Raw genomic sequence first — 18499 nt, forward strand, 5'->3', positions numbered from 1 at the left:
GGCGTGGAACGGCTGTGGAAAGTGTGTGGAGGCGGCGTGGAGGCGGGATTCCACGCCGGTCAGAAGACGGCGAACCGGGGCAGCAGCAGCCCGGCGCCCTGTTCGGCGGCGATCCGCGCGCCGAGGTCCCACTCCGCGCGGTCGCGCCGGGCCGCGCCGCGGATCCGGTGCAACTCCGCGACGAAGACGCGCTCGCCCACCCGGTCCGCCACTGCCAGCGCCTCCTCGGCCAGTGTCGCCGCGGTGTCCGGACGGCCGCCGGTCAGGTACGCCTCGGCCATCGCGCAGAGCGTGATGGTCCGGGTGGACCGCAGTCCGGGACGGTAGAACTCCTCGGCGGCGGCGCGCATCGCGTCGAGCCGGCCGTGGTCGCCGCCGCGCGCGGCGGCCCACTCCAGGAAGTACGCGCCGGTCGCGGTCATGTGCGGCAGGCCGGTGGCGCGGCCGACGTCCCGGCACCGTCGCCCCGCCGCGTCGGCCGCGGCGACGTCGTGTTCCTGCATCGCCAGCCAGGCGGCGTAGAGCGCCGCGTTGGCCCGGCCGTACGGATCGTCGAGTTCCTCGGCGAGGGCCTCGGCGGCGGCGATGTCCGCCCACGCGCCGGCCGGGTCGCCGCGCATCGAGCGCACGAGCGCCCGGAAGTTGTGACAGGCCAGCACCGGACGCCGGCCCACCTCGCGGCGCAGCAGCACCCGGTCGACGGTACCCAGCCGCTCGATCCCGGCGGTGAGCCGCCGCTCGCTCTCGGCCTGCCGGCCGGTGAAGTAGGCGACCGCGCCCAGCAGGTACTCACCTGCGACGGCGGTCAGCCCGCTGCCGTCCTCGGGTGCCCGGACGAGCCGCCCGGCGAGGTCGGCGCAGATCGCGAACTCGGCCCGGTTGGCGGCGAGTTCGCCGAGCGCCCAGAGCGCGTGGCGGATGTCGGCGTCCGGCCCCACGAGCGTCAGCAGTTCGCGGGCCCGGGCGCAGACCCGGTCCACCGCGTCGCTGCCGACGCCCACAGTCATCTGGAGCAGGGCCGCGCGGTGCAACTGGACGGTCAGCTCGGTGACCGCCGCGTCGGGCGTGACCCGCGCGGCCGGGGCCAGCCGGAGCGCGGCGCGTTCCAGGTGACCGAGCGCGTCCTCGTAGGCGACCCGGCGGGTGGCGTCGTCGGCGGCGCGCAGCGACCACCGCAGGTGGTCCTCGCCGTGGCCCAGCCCGACCGCCTCGCCGTAGTGGTGGGCCAGCTCCGCCGGGGAGGTGCCGGCCGACTGCTCGTACGCGGCGGCCAGCCGGGCGTGCAGCGCGGCCCGGCGCGGCGGGACCAGCTCGGCGTAGGTGACCTCGGCGATCAGCGGATGGCGGAACGCGAGCGCGCCCGGCCCGGTCTCGACCACCAGCGCGGCCGGGTAGGCCGGGGCGAGGTCATCGGCGACCGCCTCGGGGGTGCTGTCCAGTGCCGCCGCCAGCACCGCCAGGTCCAGGTCGTGTCCGGCCACGCCGAGCAGGTCGAGGCACCGCCGGGTGGGGCCGGGCAGTCCGGCGAGCCGCAGCCGCACGGTGTCCCGGATGCTCGGCGGCAGCTCCGCGCCGGCGCCCGGGCCGGTCCGGGACCGCAGCAGTTCGGTGAGGAAGAACGGGTTCCCGCCGGTCCGGGTGACCAGCCGGGTCACCACCGGCTCCGGTGGCGCCTCGCCGGTCCGGTCCCGGACCAGGTCGGCGACCGCCGAGGCGTCCAGCCCGGCGAGCCGGACCTGACCGAAGCCGCTCCCGCGCGCCAACTCGGCGACGGTCGCCACCAGGGCCGGGTCGTCGTCGTACGGCCGGAGCGTGGCGACCACCAGCGCCCGGGACGCGGGCAGGGCGGCGGCGAGGAACCGCAGCAACAGCAGCGAGTCCGGGTCGGCGGCGTGCAGGTCGTCCAGGACCACGAGCAGGCCACGTTCCCGGGCCGCCGCGTGCACCAGTTCGGCCACCGCCTCGTACACCTGGAACCGCGCCGTGGGGTCCAGACCGCGACCGTCCGCCGGCCCGGTCGGCGCGCCGGCGGCGAACCCGCCCAGCCGGCCCGCCGAGCCGGTGGCGCCGGTCTGCGGCATCGCCACCAGCGCGCGTACCACCTGGCTCCACAGCCAGAACGGCGGCGCCTGCCCGACGTCCGGACAGCGGCCCCAGACCACCGGGACGCCGGTCGCGGCGGCGCGGGCGCCGAGTGCCGCGGCGAGGCTGGTCTTGCCGATGCCGGCCTCCCCCACCAGCGTCAGCACCCGCCCGCTCTGCCCGGTGGCCGCGTCCAGCGTGTCCCGCAGCCGCTCCAGTTCCGCGTCCCGGCCCACGAGCGGTCCGCCGTCCCGCTCCGGCACCGCCCCGGCGGTCGCCGGGCCGCCGGTGTCCGCGGGACTGCTCCGATCAGGCGGTACGGCCTGCTCCAGGATCAGCCGGTGCACCGCGCGGATCTGCTCACCGGGGTCGAGCCCGTACTCGCCGGCCAGGATCCGGCGCCCCTCGTCGAAGACGGCGAGCGCCTCGGTCTGCCGCCCCGAGCGGTACAGGGCCAGCATCAGCTGCGCCCGGGCGCCCTCGCGCAGCGGGTGCGCCGAGACGAACCGGCGCAGTTCCGGCAGCAGCGTCGCGTGCCGGCCCGCGGCGACGGCGGCTGTCAGCCGCCCCTCCTCGGCGCTCAGCCGCAGCTCGGCCAGCCGGGCCGCCTCCGGACGCACCGCGGTCAGGTCGGCCACGCCCGCCAGCGGCTCGCCGCGCCACAACGCCAGCGCCTCGGTGTACGTCCGCTCGGCGGCCGCCGCCTGCCCGGCCGCGAGCGCGTCCGCAGCCCGGTCCACCAGGCCGGCGAACCGGATCGCGTCCACCGCGTCGGCGTCGACCCGCAGCTCGTACCCCCCGGGGTGGCTGCGCAGGACGCGCGCCGGCTCGCGGTGGGACCGTTGGGGTTCCACGGCCCGGCGCAGCCCGGCGACGTACGTGCGCAGCGTCGTCCGGGCGCTGGCCGGCGGTCGTGCGTCCCAGAGCGCGTCGACCAGCCAGTCGGCGGCGACGAACCGGTTCGGCCGCAGCAGGAACAGAGCCAGCAGCGCCTGCTGCTTCGGCCCGCCGAGGGGCACCACCCGCCCGTGCCGGACGACCTCCGGCGGACCCAGCACCCGGAACTGCACAGTCACCTCGACGACGACCCCATCGGGCCGAGTATGGCAGCGCCGGTCCACTCCGGACACCGGCGATCGGTCAGGGGACTGTGAGCGGGGTGCCTGCTCTGCGCACCTCCCCCATGAAGTGCAGGATCTCCTCGTGGTTCGTCGACATCACAGCGGTCATGGCGCCGGTGCGGTAGTAGATGTCGACGCGGATCGGTTCCGGCTCCAGCGAGACCGGCTCGTCGGCTCGCATCCGGGCGAGGACGCCCGGCACGTCGTAGGCCAGGGTCACGTCCGGGCGGTGGAAGTACTCGACGCCACCGATCTCGACGACGGCGAGTCCGTCCGGCTCGCAGACCGGCTGGGTCAGCAGGTCGTAGCGGTACACCTCGTCGAGGAACGGGCGGACGTCGGCCGCGAGCTGCCGCGAGACCACCTCCTGCCACCACAGCTCCAGCGCCCGCCGCCCGTCCGCCTCGGTGAAGAGGTAGCCGATGGCGGCCGCGTACGCCGGCGCGCCGCCGCCGTGACCCCGCATCGCGGCCTCCCGCAACGGGATCGCCTCCCGCGCCGTGGTGGTGTCCGCCCAGTCGGCGAGGCTGTTGAGGACCCGGGACTGCTCCCACCCGGCGAGCCGCCGCAGCGGCAGCCAGCAGTGACGCAGGACCGCGTTCTCGGCCATCACCCGGGCCCAGAACAGGAATCGCTGCATCACCGCGTTGTCCGCGAAGGTCATGGTGCGGTGGGCGAGCACGTACTCGAAGTCGTCGTTGTCGCCGCGCAGCGCGACGATGCCGTACAGCTCCTTGTTCTCCGCGTACTCGGTGTTCGGCAACAGCATGATCGGGTAGACGGCGATCCGGGACACGTGCTGGGCGAGTTCGTCGTACCCGGCCAGGAACGACTCGACGGTGTCGCCCGGCGCGCCCCAGATCAGCTCGGCATAGCAGTCCAGCCCTTCCCGGTTGAGCCACCGCACCAGGTCACGCCAGTCGTTGACCTTCATGTTCCGCCGGCGCATCAGGGTCAGGGCGTCCGGGTTGAGTGACTGGAGGGCCAGGGTGAAGGAGCTGCGCAGCCCCGCCTCCTTCATCCGCCGCACGATCTCGTAGAACACCTTCGACTTGTTCTTGGCCCACGAGCTCTCGAAGGCCAGCGGGAAGCCGTGCCGCCGCTTGATGTCGATGAGGTCGTCGACGAGTTCCAGGTCGATCGGCAGCATGCCGAAGTTGGCGTCGCAGGCGACCACTGTGTGCACGCCGCACCGGGCGAACAGTTCCAGCTCGGCGCGCAGCCGTTCCCGGGAGAACGCGCGTACCCGCTGGCCGACCGCGCCGCCCCAGTAGCAGAACGAGCACTTGTACGGGCAGCCGCGGTTGGTCTCGAACAGCGCGACGTCGTAGCGGAACCGGCCGTCGGCGTCGAGCAGATCGACGGCTCCGGTGAGGAACGGCGACGGGATGATGTCGAGATCCTCGATCCGGGGCCGGTCCGGGTTGGTGACCACGCTGCCGTCGGCGCGGTGCCAGGAGATGCCCTGCACGTCGCCGAGGGCGTCGGGGGCCACGCCGGCCAGCCGGGCGCGGAGCAGGTCGAGGAAGGTCAGCTCGCCCTCGCCGTTGACCACCACGTCGATCTCCGGGTAGAGCCGGAACACGCGGTCGGCCTGCGCGCTGACGTGGGTGCCGCCGAAGATGACCCACCCCTGCGGGTTGAGCTGCTTGTAGGTGGCGGCGAGTGCCCCGAACGCGCGCTGGCTCCAGCCGAAGACGGAGAACCCGATCACGTCGGGCAGCGGGCCGGCGAACAGCCGGGCGGCCATCTCCCCGTGCGTCACCCGCCCCCGGAAGTTGCAGATCTCCACCGACACCTGGTCGTTCAGCTCGGCGTCGCCGGACACCATCGCCTTGAGGTACGCCGAGGCGAGCGGCAGCGACTCCAGCGGCATGTCCCAGACGCCCTGCTGCACCAGGACCACCCGAAGGCGCCGGCCCGCACCGCCGGCGCTCGTCTGGCTGTGCTCCACCGATCCGCCGCTCTACTTGCGGTAGACGGTGATGTGCCGCTCGTCGGAGTCGCGCAGTGGTCGTCCGTCCCAGTGACCCCAGCGCGACTCCATGGTGAGCCCGCCGAGGCGGGCCATCAGGTCCATCTCCGACGGCATGACGGTGCGGATGCGCATCGGGAAGAACCGGATGCCGTCGGGCCGCAGAACCGCGAACTGGATCGACGAGCACTGGGAGATCCGCTCGCGCCGGGTGAACGTCATCACGACGTGGTCCTTCTCCACCCGTACGGTCTGGGTGCGCTGGTTGCGGTCGTACCGCGCCGGGTCGGGGATCGACGTCTGGATCACGAACCGCCCGCCCGGCTCCAGGACGTCGGCGACCTTCTGGAAGCAGCGGATCTGCTCCTCCTGGTCGGTGATGAACGGCAGCGTGTCGAAGACCGCGTACGCCAGCGAGAACTTGTACGGCAGCGTGAAGTCGGTGAAGTCCTGCACGTGCACGTGCACCAGTTCGCCGCCGGGTTTGTCGCGCAGCTGCGTCAGCATCCCCTCCGACGCGTCGATGCCGTGCACCTCGATGCCCCTGCGGGCCAGCGGGACGGCGACCCGGCCGGTGCCGACGCCGAGTTCGAGCACAGGCCCGCCGCCGGCGTTCTCGGCGAGCCACTCGATCGTCTCCTCGGTGTCACCCGGGTCGCCGGCCCATCCCGTCCCGTCGAAGACGTCGGCGACGGCGTCCCCGTAGGTGAAGATCTCGAAGCCTTCCACCGTGTTCTCCTCCACGCCGGTGATTGGGGTACCGGCGAATCGTGGCGGACGAGTGCGCCTGACGCTGCGCTGTTGTGAGCACGAAGTGAGGGCAACTCGATTGGTGTATCGGTGGCGCCGCCGACGGTTCAGCCGGTATGCTGCCGAACCTTCGGGGCCTGCTGTCCATTCGCAACCGTCTAATGAGCAGGCCGGTCGCGACACACCCGGCGACCGTGGCGTGGACGACGGCGGATTGCTAGGCTCGGGCCACGCTTTCGATCGGACGACAAATCTCCAGGAGACATGAATGGCTGTCGGTCGCTTGGCGGCGGTAACACTGGATTGTTCCGAAATCGCCCCGCTGGTGGCCTTCTACCGGGAAGCGGCCGGCCTCGAGCCGGTGCACGAGTCGGAGTCCGGCGCGTTCCTCAGCAACGGTGACGGCGTCGCCGTGGCGTTGCAGCGGGTGGAGAACTACCGGCGTCCGGAGTGGCCCGGGCAGACGGTTCCCCAGCAACTGCACCTCGACCTGGCCGTCGACGACATCGAGACGGCCGAGACCGAGCTGCTGCGCCTGGGTGCGACGAAGCCCGCCGACCAGCCCGGCGACGCGAAGTGGCGGGTCTTCCTCGACCCGGCCGGTCACCCGTTCTGCGCCTCGGTCTGGGACTGAAAGAGAACCACGGAAGGAATGAGACAAGGTGAGCACCGCGACTGCTTCATTTACGCTCGACTCCTGGGACGAAGACGAGTGGCAGGAGACCCCCGACGGCATGAAATTCTCGCGGGCCTCGGTCACCAAGACGTATTCCGGTGAACTCGAGGGCACCAGCCGCGCGCAGTTCCTGTTCGCCTATGGCAAGGGCGGCGCCGGATACGTCGGTCACGAAGTGATCGAGGTGTCGATCGGCGGTTCCAAGGGCAGTTTCATGCTCCAGCACCAGGCCGTCGGGTTGATGAGCGACGAGGAGGGCGGCGCCGAGTGGCACATCGTGCCGGGGACCGGCACCGAGGGGCTCGCCGGCATCCAGGGCACCGCCACCATGCGCAAGCTGGAGGACGGCAGCCACACCTTCACGCTGAACTACGAACTCCTCGACGAGCTCGTCTGACGCGCTGAGATCGAGGCGGAGGGCCGCTACCGGCTTCCCGGTAGCGGCCCTCCGCCTCGGGCTGTCACGGCACGTCCGCCACCGCCGTGACGGGCCGCGCGGCGTCCAGCAGCATCCTGCTCGCCTCGTGGCGCGGGTTGCCGAACACCTGCTCGACGGTGCCCTCCTCGACGATCCGCCCGCCGCTGAGCACGGCGACCCGGTCCGCGTTGCGGGCGATCACACCGAGGTCGTGCGTCACGATGAGCACCGCCAGGCCCAGGGTCCGCCGCAGCGAGTCGAGCAGGGCCAGGACCGAGGCCGCCACCTGGGCGTCGAGGTTCGACGTGATCTCGTCGCAGACGAGCACGTCGGCCCCGGCGGCGAGCGCGCGGGCGATCGCGACGCGTTGCCGCTGCCCGCCGGACAGCTCCCGCGGCAGCCGCGACGCCAGCTCCCCCGGCAGGCCGACGAGCCCCATCAGCCGGCGGGTCTCCGCCGCCACCGCCTCGGCCGTCATCCCACCGGCCAGGCGGACCACCCGGCCGATCGCCGCGCCCACCGGCCGCCGCGGGTTCAGCGACCCGCCGGAGTCCTGCGGGATGAGCTGCATGCGGCGTCGCTGGTGCACCGGCCGGCGCCCGAGCGTCGGCTCCAGGACCTCGCCCGACAGCGTCACCCGGCCCGAGCTGGGGCGCAGCGTCCCGACGACGGCCCGGGCGAGCGTCGTCTTGCCGCAGCCCGACGTGCCGAGCAGGGCCAGCGCCTCGCCGGCGCGCAACCGCAGGGACACGTCGTCCAGGACGACCCGCCCCCCGCGCGGCACGGTCAGCCCGGACACGGTCAGGACCTCCGCGCCCCGCACCGGCGTGGCGGCGCGGCGGCGCATCTCGGCCGGCAGGTCCGGCACCGCGGCGAGCAGGTCCCGGGTGTACGCGGCGGCCGGGCGGGCGAGCACCTGCGCTGTCGGCCCCTCCTCGACCACGACGCCGCCCCGCAGCACGATCAGGCGATCGGTCATCCGGGCGGCCGCGGCGAGGTCGTGGGTGACGAACACGACCGCCAGCCCGCGGTCGGCGGAGAGCCGGTCCAGCTGGTCGAGCACCTGCTTGCGCACCAGCCCGTCCAGGCCCGTCGTCGGCTCGTCCAGCACCAGGCCGCGCGGGTCGCCGGCCAGCAGCCGGGCCAGCGCCAGGCGTTGCTGCTGGCCGCCCGAGAGCTGGTGCGGGTACCGGCGCAGGAAGGCCCGGTCGCCCGGCAGGCCCACCTCGACCAGCCCTCGGCTCACGGCCGCGTCGGACCGGTCCGCGGCCAGTTCCCGGATCTGCGCCCGGACCCGCAGCGTCGGGCTCAGCGCCGACGGCGGGTCCTGCGGAAGGTACGCCAGCACCCGCCGCCGGACCCGGCGTACCTCGGCGCCGGAGGCCGTCAGCACGCCGTGCCCGTCGACCACGACCGTGCCCCCGGCCACCCGCAGTCCGCGCCGTACCGCGCCGACGAGGGCCATCGCCAGTGTCGTCTTGCCCGCCCCGGACTCGCCCACGACGGCGACCCGCTCACCCTCGGCGACGCGCAACGACAGGTTCTCCAGGACGGCCCGGCCGGCGGTGTCCTCGACCCGCAGCCCACTGATCTCGATCATCGCAGCACCCGCCCGACGATCCGGTCGATGCCGAGGTTCGCGGCGACGGTGAGCACACCGAGCAGGATCGCCGGCACCGCGACGCCCCACGGGGTGAGCTGGATGCCCTCGACGTTCTGGCTGATCATGGCCCCCCAGTTCGGGCCGCTGGAGCCGAAGCCGAGGAACGCCGCCGCCGCCGTCAGCGTGACCGCGATGGCGAGGCGGGTGCCGAAGTCGGCGAGCACCGGCCGGACGATGTTCGGCAGGATCTCCCGGACGATCACCGACAGGTGCGAGTCACCGCCGGCGTAGGCGGCCACCACGTACCCGTCCTCGACCGCGCGGAGCGTCTCGGCCCTGGTGACCCGGGAGACGAACGGCGTGCCGGTCAGCACCACCACGATGATCATCGTGGTGGCGCTGTACCCCCAGCCGTGCAGCAGCACCAGCAGGATCAGCACCGGCGGCAGGCCCAGCAGCAGGTAGTCCAGCCGGGACACCACGGCGTCGGTGATCCCGGCGAAGTAGCCGCCGACCAGGCCCAGCACCAGGCCGAGCACGGTGGCCAGGATCGTCGCCACCACCGGCACGGCCACCAGCGGCCGGCCACCGGCCAGCACCCGGTCCAGCACGTCCCGTCCGGCGCTGTCGGTGCCCAGCGGGCTGCCGGCCGTCGGGGCGCTGTAGGGCAACCCGACGATCCGCTCCGGCTCGCCGGCGAACAACGGGCCGAACAGCGCCACGCCCAGCACCAACAGCACCACGGCCACGGCCGTCCCGGCGAGCAGCCACCGCGCGGCCCTCATCGGGCGGCCACCCGCAGCCGGGGGTCGACCGCGAGGACGAGCAGGTCGGCCACGATGAACGAGACGAGGATGATCGCGGCGAGGAGCAGCCCGACCCCCTCCAGGACGGCGGTGTCGTGGTTGCGGACCGCCGCCACGAGCGTCTGCGACAGGCCCGGGTAGTTGAACACCACCTCGACCACCGTGGTGCCGCCGAACAGCCCGGACAGCAGCCACGCGAACGTCTGCGCGCACGGCGGCGCCGCCGCGGGCAGCAGGTGCCGCGCCACGACCACCCGCTCGGGCAGCCCGGCCAGCCGGGCCGCCTCGACGTGGGGCATCGCGTCCGCGTCGATGACAGTCGCCCGCACGATCCGGCTCGCCCACGCCGCGCCGAACAGCGTCAGCGCGACCACCGGCAGCACCAGGATCTCCGGCCGGTCCAGCGGTCCGCCGCCCAGCGGCGGCAGCGAGATCGCCGGCAGCAGCGGCCACAGGTCGGCGAACACCAGCACGAGCAGGCCGGCGGTGACGAACTGCGGGATCGACACCGCCACCACCGCGACGGCCGACACCGCCCGGTCCACCCGGCCGCCCGGCCGCAGCCCGGTGAGCAGCCCCAGTCCCATCGCCAGCGGCACCGTCACCGCCGCGGTGAGCCCGACCAGGAGGCCGGTGGCGGCCAGCGGCTCGGCCACGACGTCCACCACCGGCCGGTGCATCGAGGTGCTGGTGCCCAGGTCGAGGCGCAGCGCCGCGGTCCCCCACTCGACGAACCGCACCGGCCAGGGCCGGTCGACGCCGAGTTCGGCCCGGCGCTGCGCGACCTCCTCGATGGTGGCGTCGGGCCCGAGTGACGCCGACGCGGCGTCACCCGGGAGCACCTCCGAGCCGGCGAAGAGCACCACCGCCACCGCGAACAGCGTGGCCACCGTCGCCAGCAGCCGTCGGGCCAGGAACCCGAGCGCGGTCACGCCGGCCCGGTCGCCCGGTCGAACAGCTGGACCGACTGCATCGTGCGGACCCCGCTGATCCCCTTACGGGCGGCGTCCAACTGCTCCTGGAAGCCCCACAGCAGGTCGCCGCCCTCCTTGTAGAACTCCTCCTGCAACGCCTTGAACGCCTCGGCGCGGGCGCTGTCGTCGACAGTCGCCTGGGCCTTGGCCAGCCGCGCCTGGTAGGCCGCCGACGTGCCGGTGACGTTGAACGGCGCCTTGCCGTGGGTCACCGCCGACAGGTGCACGGCGGCTGGCCGGTTGACGTAGTAGAACGCCTGGAACGGGTGCGTGGCCAGCGTCATGAGGTCGGCGTAGTAGGCGTCGGGCGAGATCTCCTGGAGGGTCAGCTCGACGCCCGCCTCCTTGAGCTGCTGGGCCATCAGCCGGCTGGCGTTGAGCATGCCGGGGACGATCTCGCCGGTCCGCAGCGTCAGCTTCGTGATCCCGGCCTCGGCGAACAGCCGCTTCGCCTGCTCCAGGTCACGGGCGCGCGCCGGCAGGTCGGCGTAGCCGGGCAGGCTCTTGCCGACCACGTCGTCGGCCGTCGAGCCGAGCCCGAGCAGCGCGTTGTCGACGAGCGCCTGCCGGTCCACGGCGAGCCGGACCGCCTGGCGGACCCGGACGTCGTCGAACGGCGCGAGCTTCTGGTTCATCGCGAACGACAGCGCGTTGGCGTTCGCCGGACCACCGCGTACGACGGTGAGCTCGCTGCTCGCCGCCTCGGTCTTCGCGCCGGTGGAGCTGATGCTGACGGCGTAGTCGACCTGTCCCGCCTTCAGCGCCGACAGCCGGGCGCCGGCGTCGAGGATGCCGACGATCTGGAGTTCGGCGACGCTCGGCTTGCCACCCCAGTACTGCTCGTTGGCGACCAGCCGGGTCGTGGTGCCGTTGCGCTCGGCCAGCCGGTACGGGCCCGAGCCGATCGGCTTGCTGAACTCGGTCATGCCGGCCGGGAAGACCGGCGAGAAGACGACGAGGACGGCTTCCTTGAAGTCACCGCGGGGGGTCAGCAGCGGGACGGTGACGGTGCGGTCGTTGACGGCTGTCACCTTGGCGAGGTCGACGTTGGCGTAGACGGAGGCCCGGTTGCTGGGCTTGGCGCCGAGCGTACGGATGCTGTGCACCACGTCGGCCGCGGTGACCGGCTTGCCGTCGTGGAACGTCACCCCGGAGCGCAGGTTGATCGTCCACACGCTGCCGTCGGCGTTCGGCTGCACCGACTCGGCGAGCTGGTACTTGTACTCGCCGTTGTCGAGCACCATCAGCGAGTCGTACACGTGCCGCATGACGATGAGGGTCGCGCCGATGCTGGTCAGCAGCGGGTTGCCGGCTTCGGCGTCGGTGACCGCGTTCGGCGCGCCCACCTTCAGCACCGCCAGCGACCCCCCGCCGGCCGCCGCCGGCGACGGCTGCTCGTCGTCGTCGCCGCAGGCCGACAGCAGCGGCACGCCGGCCACTGCGGCGCCCGCGACGAGCCCCATCCGGAGCAGCGCGCGGCGATTGAAGGGCGAGTCGTAAGGGGTGGGCGACATGGTTCCTCCACAAAGGTCGTGCCGGTGAGGTCGGATCGCAAGACGTCTGCGGATCTGACGGTCGCCGATCACCGGCACGGGTGTCTGCTCAATAGGGCGCGGTGTCAGGGGGCCGTCGGGGCGGACATCAGCGCCATCAGTTCCGGTGTGTACAGCTCCCGCAGCGGCACGATCCCGGCCACCGCGTCGAAGTAGCGGGTGGTCAGTTCGGGGCTGCTGCCGACGGCGCGCAGCAGCGCGCGGCGCTTGTCCCGGGCCTCGGCCTGGGCCACCAGCAGGGTCGCCTGGTAGTTCTCCATCAGCCGCTGCTCGCGTTCCCGGTCGTAGTCGGCCAGCGCGGCGTCGAGCCGTGTCCGGTCGGCCAGGTGCTCGCCCACCGACTCGGCGAGCAGGTCGGCCTGCATGAACGCGTCGGAGATGCCGCGGGCGGTCAGCGAGTCCTTGTGGTGGCCGGCGTCGCCGACGAGCGCCCAGCCCGGGCCGTGCGCGCGGCGGAAGAAGTTCTGCTGGTCACCCGTGCCGTGCACGCCGCCGATCTGCCGGCCGCGCTCCATCTGCTCGTACAGCCGCGGCGCGTTGGTCCGCACGTTGTCGAGGTAGGCCGCGCGCGCGTCGTGCCGGACCTCGTCGAAGCGCTGCTGCGGGTAGTAGGCGGCGATGAGCACCGCGCCGTCGTTCGTCGGCACCGCTGACACCCAGCCGGTGTCGCCCTCGTACATCTCGAAGTGTGTCTTCGGCCCGTCCCAGAACGCGTAGTACGCGCAAGTCAGCGGCGGGTGGGACGTCGTCGTGGGCGCGCCGGTGAGCCCGGCGACGGTGGAGCGCATCCCGTCGGCGCCGACGACCAGCGCGGCCCGCTCGTCGCCGCGGTCGGTGCGCACACCGACGACCCGGTCGTCCTCCCACAGCAGGCCGGTGACCCGGCAGTCGTCGCGGAACTCGGCGCCGGCGTCGACAGCGGCGCCGGCCAGCAGCGGGTCCAGGATCGAGCGGCGGGGCGCGTACGCCGCGCGGATGCCGTCGATGCCGCTGCAGCAGCCCTCGACGCGCACGTCACCCAGCTCGTAGACGACGTGGTCCAGCGGCGGGCAGCCGGTGGCCCGAAGCGCGTCCAGCAGACCCCAGCGGGCCAGCCGCGCGACGCCCGGCTGCTGGATGTACAGCGTGGAGAGCTTGTCGGCCGGGAAGGCGCTGCGGTCCAGCAGCAGCACCCGATGGCCCTGGCGGGCCAGGAGCATGGCGGTCGGCGCGCCCGCGCAGCGGGCCCCGACGACGACGACGTCGTACATGATCGTTCAACCTCCATCGGCGGTACGGGCGAGGACCACGGCCGTGTTGATGCCCCCGAAGCCGAAGCCGGTGGACAGCGCGTACCGCAGCCGGGCGGGCTCGGGCCCGGCGCCGGCGAACCGGATCCGGGCATCGATCGGTCGGGCCAGGTTCGGGTTGGGGTGCACGAAGCCGCCGGTGAGCTGCGCGACGGTGGCGACGGCCTCGACCACCCCGGCCGAGCCGAGGCAGTGACCGGTCAGCGCCTTGGTGGCGTTCACCCACGGCCGGCCGGCGGCGGCGCCGAGCACGTCGTGCAGCGCCGCGAGTTCCGTCTCGTCGCCCAGCCGGGAACCGGTGGCGTGGGCGTTGACGTAGTCCACCTCGTGCGGGGCCAGCCCCGCGGCGGCCAGGGCGGCCCGGATCACGCGGGCCTGCCCGGCCGAGTCGGGGTCGGCGAGCCGGTTGGCGTCCAGGCCGAGGGCGTACCCGGCCACCGTCGCCAGGACCGCCGCGCCGCGCCGGGCCGCGGCGGCCGGGTGTTCCAGCACCAGCGCCGCGGCGGCCTCGCCGGGGACGAAGCCGCGCCGGTCGTGGTCGAACGGCCGGCAGGCGGCGGCCGGGTCGCCACCCGGCTCGGCGAGCGCGCCGAGCACCGCGAAACCCCGGTGGTGCATCGGTGTCAGCTCGGTGACCGCGCCGACCAGGACGCAGCAGTCCACCGCGCCGGCGGCGACCAGCCGGGCGGCGTGCACGATGCCGACGTTGCCGCTGGCCGAGGCCCCGCCGACGGTGAAACCCTCGCCGGTGGCGGACAGCACCTCGCTGAGCGTCCCGACGTGGTCGGTGTCCTGGACGTGCAGGGCGAACCGCGCCGGCAGGTACGCCGGCCGATCCTGCCAGGTCCGGTACAGCTCGTGCGTGTACCGCGCGGTCAGGTTGTGCCCGGCCACCACGATCCCGACCCGGTCGCCGGGGATCCGGGCGCCGGGCAGGCCGGCCCCGGTCCACGCCTGGAGCGCCGCCGCGACGGCGGCCCGCACCGGCTGCGGCGCGCGCGCCGCGGCCCGGACCGCCCGGCGGCGCAGCGGCTCGGGCACGCCGGCCACCGCGTCGTCGAACGACCACCCGGTGATCGGCGCGGCCAGGCCGTCAGCGGTGCCGACGACACCGCTGCGGCCCGCCCGCAGCGCCGTGGTGAACGACGGGACGTCCGCACCGATCGCGCAGACGATCCCGGTGCCGGTCACCGCGACCGTGCTCACATGTGCGTCCGCAGCAGCTCGACGATCCGGTCGAGGTCGTTGACGTCGCGGAACTCGGAGATCGGCACCACGATGCCGAGCCGCTCCATGGCCAGCGTCACGACCTCGGCCCGGTCGATGCTCGTGCAGCCGAGGTCGCTCAGCGTGCGCCCGGCGGTGACGCTCGCCGGGTCGACGTCCGGGACGACCTCGACGAGGCTCGCCTTCACGACCTCGAAGACGGTCATGCCGGTGACACCCGCGCCCCGGAGCGGTCCCGCCGGGTGAACCGGTGGCCGCGCGTGGTCTCGGTCGCCATCCGGTTGTGCGGGTTGCCGTTGTGTCCCGCGACGAGCACCGAGCCCCAGCGGTCCAGCGACACGGCGCCGCCGTACTCCTCGATGACGTCGGTGTCCGGGTAGACGTCCACCGACACCGGCACGTACCGGCCGGCGAAGCCGAGCCGCATCTCCTCGGTGCGTCCCGCGTGCGGCAGCGACGCGTGCATCAGCGTCGACCAGAACATGATCGCCTCGCCGGGCCGCATCACCATCGACACCGCCTTGGACTCGTCGGGCTTCCAGTCCGGGTCGATCTGCAGCTCGCGGTAGTCGTAGCCGAAGAACCCGCGGCGTACGCCGTCCTTGTCGGTGCTGTTGATGGAGGCCGGGTCGTAGTGCATGCGCTTGGTCTCGTCGTAGTACATCGTCCGGTGGGTGCCCGGGATGAACTGGAGGCACCCGGTCTCCTCGTTGGCCTCGGTGAAGGCCGTCCAGACGGTGATCGTGCCGCCGAAGTCCTTCGCGTCGCCGGGCCAGAGGATCTGCGGCTTGCCGGAGGCGTTGGCGAACGTGTCGGCCTGGTGCCAGTCGGTGCCCTCGTCGCCCGGGTACTTGGGGAAGAACTCCGACCGCCAGCACTGCACGTCCGGGCCGAGCACGCTGACGACGCGGTCGACGATCCGCGGGTGGCAGATGTGGTCGGCCAGGAACTCGTTGTCCAGGTGCCGGTCGTAGTTGGAGATGTTGGTGTTCCCGGAGAGCGCGGCCTCGTCCTGGTAGACCGCGTGCGAGCGGTCCAGCAGGCGCAGCCGTTCCCGCCGCCACCGCCGCTGCATCTCCTCGACCTCGTACACCGGGAACGGGCCAAAGTACCCGTTGCGGTGGAAGTCGGCCAGCTCCTCGTCGGTGAGCGTGTAGTCGTCCTCCATGTCATCCTCCTACCTGTTGCAGGGAATGGTGGCGTCGGGACGCGTCCACCACCTCGGCGAGGCACCCGACCGTGGGCTCCTCCATCTCGGCGCCGGTCAGCGCGATGCCGAACCGGTCGTTCACCATGGCCACGATCCGGGTGAGGGCCAGCGACGTGGCGCCCAGGTCGAACAGGTCGCCGTCCACCGGCACGTCGCGCCGCAGCACCTCGTCGGCGATGGCCTTCACCCCGGACACCGCGTCGTCGCCGGCCGGCTCGGCCTGCTCGGCCGGCTCGGCCAGACGGTCCAGGACCGCCACGTCGGCTTTGCCCTGCACGGTGAGCGGGATGTCGGCGACCACGTGGAAGCGGGACGGCCGCAGGTAGCCGGGCAGGTCCGCCACGGTCACGGCGAGGTCCGCCTCGGTGAGCGCGGACGGGTCCGCGCCGGGCGGGGGCGCGACGTAGGCGACCAGGCGTACGTCGCCCTCGCCGAAGTCCTGGGCGGTCACCAGCGCGGTGCCGACGCCGGGGTGCGCCAGGACCGCCGCCTCCACCTCGCCCGGCTCGATCCGGTAGCCGCGGACCTTCAACTGCCTGTCGACCCGGCCGAGGTAGACCAGGTCGCCGTCGGTCCGCACGGCCCGGTCCCCGGAGCGGTACCAGCGTTCACCGCCGGACTCGGCGAAGCGTTCGGCGGTCAGCTCCGGCTGGTGCAGGTAGCCCCGCGCCAGCCCGGCGCCCGCCACGTACAGCTCCCCCGGCGTGCCGTCCGGCACCGGCGCACCGGTCTCGTCGCGCAGCTCGATCCGTACGCCGGGCAGGGGCCGGCCGATCGGGCTCACCGACGGCCGGTCGAGGTCCGCCGCGACGATCCGGCGTTCGGTGGCGTGCACGGTCACCTCGGTGATGCCGTACATGTTGACCAGTTCCGGCCGGTCGTCGCCGCGCCGGGCGATCCACGGCGCCAGCACCCCGACGTCGAGCCGCTCGCCGCCGAACACCACCAGGCGCAGCTCGTCCGGGCCCTCGTCGGCCAGGTAGGCGGCGGCGAACTGGCGGAACGCCGACGGGGTCTGGTTGAGCACGGTGACCTGTTCGCGCCGCACCAGATCCAGCATCAGCGCCGGGGTCCGGGCGACGCTCCCCGGTACGACGACGAGCCGGCCGCCGGACAGCAGCGCCCCCCACAGCTCCCAGACGGAGAAGTCGAAGCCGATCGAGTGGAACAGCGTCCACGTGTCGTCGCCGCCGAAGCCGAAGCGCTCCGCGCCGTGCTCCAGCAGCGCCACGACGCTGCGGTGCGACACCTCCACGCCCTTCGGCGCCCCGGTGGAGCCCGACGTGTGGATGACGTACGCGGGGTCGTCCGGCCCGGCCTCACCGGCGGGCTCCCGTACCGCGTCCGCGCCGACGGCCCGGTCCGCCGGGCCGGCACCGGCCGCGGCCTCGGCGGCCGTGCCCTCGCCGTCCTCGTCGTCGGTGTCGTCGTCGTCCTCGCTGTCGTCGGCCCACAGCACCGGACCCGACCACTCCGCGAGCGAGTCGGCGGTCCGGGTCACCGCCACCGTCACCGGAACCCGGCTTCCGGCCAGCACGGCCGCGACCCGCGCGGCCGGATGCTCGGCGTCCACCGGCACGTAGGCGCCGCCCGCCTTCACCACCGCCAGGACGCACACGACCAGGTCGACCGAGCGGTCCACGCACACCCCGACGTGGACGCCGGGGCCGACCCCGTACCCGCGCAGCCGCTCGGCCAGCTCACCGGACAGGCGGTCCAGCTCGCTGTAGGACAGCCGGTGGTCGCCGCAGGTCACCGCGATCCGGTGCGGCTGTTCCGCCGCCCGCCGGGAGAAGATCGTGTGCAGGCAGTCAGTCACGGGCATCGGTCACCGCTCCGTCTTGGTGGCGTACATGCCCCAGTGCTGGGGCGTGAGCGACAGGTCGGACAGGCTGGACTGGACGAACATCCGTTCCCAGCCGCCGCCGCCCTTCTCCTCCGGGATCCACTGGCGGGTGAACACCTCGCGGGTGGCCGGGTCGCTCATCGCGCGGACGCCCATCAGCGTGTAGTACGAGCTGAGCGACTTCAGGTGGATGAAGTGGTGGATGCGGTCGGACCGGCCGAACGCCTCCTCGTACAGGTAGATGGTGGCGTGGCCGGCGAGCGCCCGGTTCCAGCTCTCGCACAGCGCCCGGGCGAACGCGCGCCCCTCGGCCCGGAACTCGTAGCGCAGCTCGCCGGTGCGGTGCATGAGGATGCCGCAGGTGGCGGAGTTGAGCTGGTCCTCGACCGGCACGTCGGTCTGGAGCTGCGCGGTGGGTACGGTGAATGTGGCGGCGCCCTCGGTGGTCCGCACCGAGTCCGGCGTCTCGTCCGACGTGCCGTACATGCCGAAGGCCGACGGGATGAGCACCGTCTCGTGCAGGTCGCCGTCGAGGAACATCCGGTCCCACGTGCCGCCGCCGCGCGCGGGGTCGATGCGCTGGCGCATGATGATGTCCCGCCAGCCGGCGTCGCGGCTGCCCATCTCGATCAGCGTCTCGTACGCGTGCAGCGACTTCAGGTGCATCAGCCAGTGGAGGCGGTCCTTCGTGCCGAAGGTCTCCTCGTAGACGAACACCGTGATGATGCCGGCGTAGTTGGTGTTGAGGTACTCCGACAGCTCCCGGGCGAACTGCCGGGCCTCGGAGCGGAACTCGGCACGCAACTGACCGACCCGTTCGACGATCACGCCGGCGTTGCCCGAGTGCAGGATCGCGGCCCGGTCGATCGTGGTCTGGGCCTGGGCGGTCGGCAACACGAACGGCGGACTCGATGTGGTGGTCATCGGAGACTCCTTCGCTTCGGCTGGTTCGGTGGGCGCCCGGACACG

Annotated in this window: 15 protein-coding genes; 2 read left to right on the forward strand and 13 right to left on the reverse strand. The window is 73.3% G+C overall.

Going from position 1 to position 18499, the window contains the following annotated elements; translation table 11 throughout:
• Positions 1-59 precede the first annotated feature (59 nt).
• The 3 genes from MICAU_RS19235 to MICAU_RS19245 all read right to left on the reverse strand — a co-directional run bounded on the left by MICAU_RS19235 (position 60) and on the right by MICAU_RS19245 (position 5907).
• Positions 60-3158, reverse strand: coding sequence for an ATP-binding protein (locus MICAU_RS19235; RefSeq protein ID WP_244879626.1), 3099 nt, complete (start codon positions 3156-3158; stop codon positions 60-62).
• A gap of 64 nt (positions 3159-3222) precedes the next feature.
• On the reverse strand, positions 3223-5157 hold the full coding sequence (locus MICAU_RS19240) for a KedN5 family methylcobalamin-dependent radical SAM C-methyltransferase (RefSeq protein WP_013287016.1): 1935 nt from the start codon (positions 5155-5157) through the stop codon (positions 3223-3225).
• 12 nt (positions 5158-5169) lie between these two features.
• Positions 5170-5907: a class I SAM-dependent DNA methyltransferase gene (locus tag MICAU_RS19245; protein ID WP_013287017.1), complete on the reverse strand. Its 738-nt coding sequence runs from the start codon at positions 5905-5907 to the stop codon at positions 5170-5172.
• A 289-nt stretch (positions 5908-6196) separates the two neighbouring features.
• Here MICAU_RS19245 and MICAU_RS19250 point away from each other — a divergent pair, with 289 nt between their 5' ends.
• Both MICAU_RS19250 and MICAU_RS19255 read left to right on the forward strand, forming a co-directional pair.
• The gene (locus MICAU_RS19250) at positions 6197-6562 is read left to right on the forward strand and encodes a VOC family protein (protein WP_013287018.1); all 366 of its coding nucleotides are present in this window, start codon (positions 6197-6199) and stop codon (positions 6560-6562) included.
• 28 nt (positions 6563-6590) lie between these two features.
• Positions 6591-7001: a DUF3224 domain-containing protein gene (locus MICAU_RS19255; protein ID WP_013287019.1), complete on the forward strand. Its 411-nt coding sequence runs from the start codon at positions 6591-6593 to the stop codon at positions 6999-7001.
• A gap of 64 nt (positions 7002-7065) precedes the next feature.
• Here the strand turns inward: MICAU_RS19255 and MICAU_RS19260 are convergent, their stop codons facing one another.
• The 10 genes from MICAU_RS19260 to MICAU_RS19305 all read right to left on the reverse strand — a co-directional run bounded on the left by MICAU_RS19260 (position 7066) and on the right by MICAU_RS19305 (position 18454).
• A complete protein-coding gene (locus tag MICAU_RS19260) occupies positions 7066-8622 on the reverse strand; it encodes an ABC transporter ATP-binding protein (RefSeq protein ID WP_013287020.1) in 1557 nt (518 codons plus the stop codon).
• Positions 8619-9410: an ABC transporter permease gene (locus tag MICAU_RS19265; protein WP_013287021.1), complete on the reverse strand. Its 792-nt coding sequence runs from the start codon at positions 9408-9410 to the stop codon at positions 8619-8621. Before MICAU_RS19265 ends, MICAU_RS19260 begins: the two co-directional genes overlap by 4 nt.
• Positions 9407-10363, reverse strand: a complete 957-nt coding sequence (locus MICAU_RS19270; protein WP_013287022.1) for an ABC transporter permease — start codon at positions 10361-10363, stop codon at positions 9407-9409. The genes MICAU_RS19265 and MICAU_RS19270 overlap by 4 nt, the downstream gene beginning before the upstream one ends.
• A complete protein-coding gene (locus MICAU_RS19275) occupies positions 10360-11919 on the reverse strand; it encodes an ABC transporter substrate-binding protein (RefSeq protein WP_013287023.1) in 1560 nt (519 codons plus the stop codon). Before MICAU_RS19275 ends, MICAU_RS19270 begins: the two co-directional genes overlap by 4 nt.
• 104 nt (positions 11920-12023) lie before the next feature.
• Positions 12024-13208 (reverse strand): NAD(P)/FAD-dependent oxidoreductase, encoded by a 1185-nt coding sequence (locus MICAU_RS19280; protein ID WP_013287024.1) that lies wholly within the window; start codon positions 13206-13208, stop codon positions 12024-12026.
• A gap of 6 nt (positions 13209-13214) precedes the next feature.
• The gene (locus tag MICAU_RS19285; RefSeq protein ID WP_013287025.1) at positions 13215-14453 is read right to left on the reverse strand and encodes a beta-ketoacyl synthase N-terminal-like domain-containing protein; all 1239 of its coding nucleotides are present in this window, start codon (positions 14451-14453) and stop codon (positions 13215-13217) included.
• Positions 14450-14680, reverse strand: a complete 231-nt coding sequence (locus MICAU_RS19290; RefSeq protein WP_013287026.1) for a phosphopantetheine-binding protein — start codon at positions 14678-14680, stop codon at positions 14450-14452. The genes MICAU_RS19285 and MICAU_RS19290 overlap by 4 nt, the downstream gene beginning before the upstream one ends.
• The gene (locus MICAU_RS19295) at positions 14677-15642 is read right to left on the reverse strand and encodes a chlorinating enzyme (protein WP_013287027.1); all 966 of its coding nucleotides are present in this window, start codon (positions 15640-15642) and stop codon (positions 14677-14679) included. Before MICAU_RS19295 ends, MICAU_RS19290 begins: the two co-directional genes overlap by 4 nt.
• A gap of 1 nt (position 15643) precedes the next feature.
• Entirely contained in the window at positions 15644-17509 is a 1866-nt protein-coding gene (locus MICAU_RS19300) for a non-ribosomal peptide synthetase (RefSeq protein ID WP_013287028.1), read from the reverse strand.
• Positions 17510-17512: 3 nt separating this feature from the next.
• Positions 17513-18454: a DUF6039 family protein gene (locus tag MICAU_RS19305; RefSeq protein ID WP_013287029.1), complete on the reverse strand. Its 942-nt coding sequence runs from the start codon at positions 18452-18454 to the stop codon at positions 17513-17515.
• Between the last annotated feature and the right edge of the window lie 45 nt (positions 18455-18499).

Source organism: Micromonospora aurantiaca ATCC 27029 (assembly GCF_000145235.1).
Taxonomy (GTDB): Bacteria; Actinomycetota; Actinomycetes; order Mycobacteriales; family Micromonosporaceae; genus Micromonospora; species Micromonospora aurantiaca.

Bases quoted from the DNA above. Each gene is read 5' to 3' on its own strand.
- MICAU_RS19250 (WP_013287018.1), top strand. From the start codon at position 6,197: ATGGCTGTCGGTCGCTTGGCGGCGGTAACACTGGATTGTTCCGAAATC.
- MICAU_RS19260 (WP_013287020.1), bottom strand. From the start codon at position 8,622: ATGATCGAGATCAGTGGGCTGCGGGTCGAGGACACCGCCGGCCGGGCC.
- MICAU_RS19265 (WP_013287021.1), bottom strand. From the start codon at position 9,410: ATGAGGGCCGCGCGGTGGCTGCTCGCCGGGACGGCCGTGGCCGTGGTG.
- MICAU_RS19275 (WP_013287023.1), bottom strand. From the start codon at position 11,919: ATGTCGCCCACCCCTTACGACTCGCCCTTCAATCGCCGCGCGCTGCTC.
- MICAU_RS19280 (WP_013287024.1), bottom strand. From the start codon at position 13,208: ATGTACGACGTCGTCGTCGTCGGGGCCCGCTGCGCGGGCGCGCCGACC.
- MICAU_RS19290 (WP_013287026.1), bottom strand. From the start codon at position 14,680: ATGACCGTCTTCGAGGTCGTGAAGGCGAGCCTCGTCGAGGTCGTCCCG.
- MICAU_RS19295 (WP_013287027.1), bottom strand. From the start codon at position 15,642: ATGGAGGACGACTACACGCTCACCGACGAGGAGCTGGCCGACTTCCAC.
- MICAU_RS19300 (WP_013287028.1), bottom strand. From the start codon at position 17,509: ATGCCCGTGACTGACTGCCTGCACACGATCTTCTCCCGGCGGGCGGCG.
- MICAU_RS19305 (WP_013287029.1), bottom strand. From the start codon at position 18,454: ATGACCACCACATCGAGTCCGCCGTTCGTGTTGCCGACCGCCCAGGCC.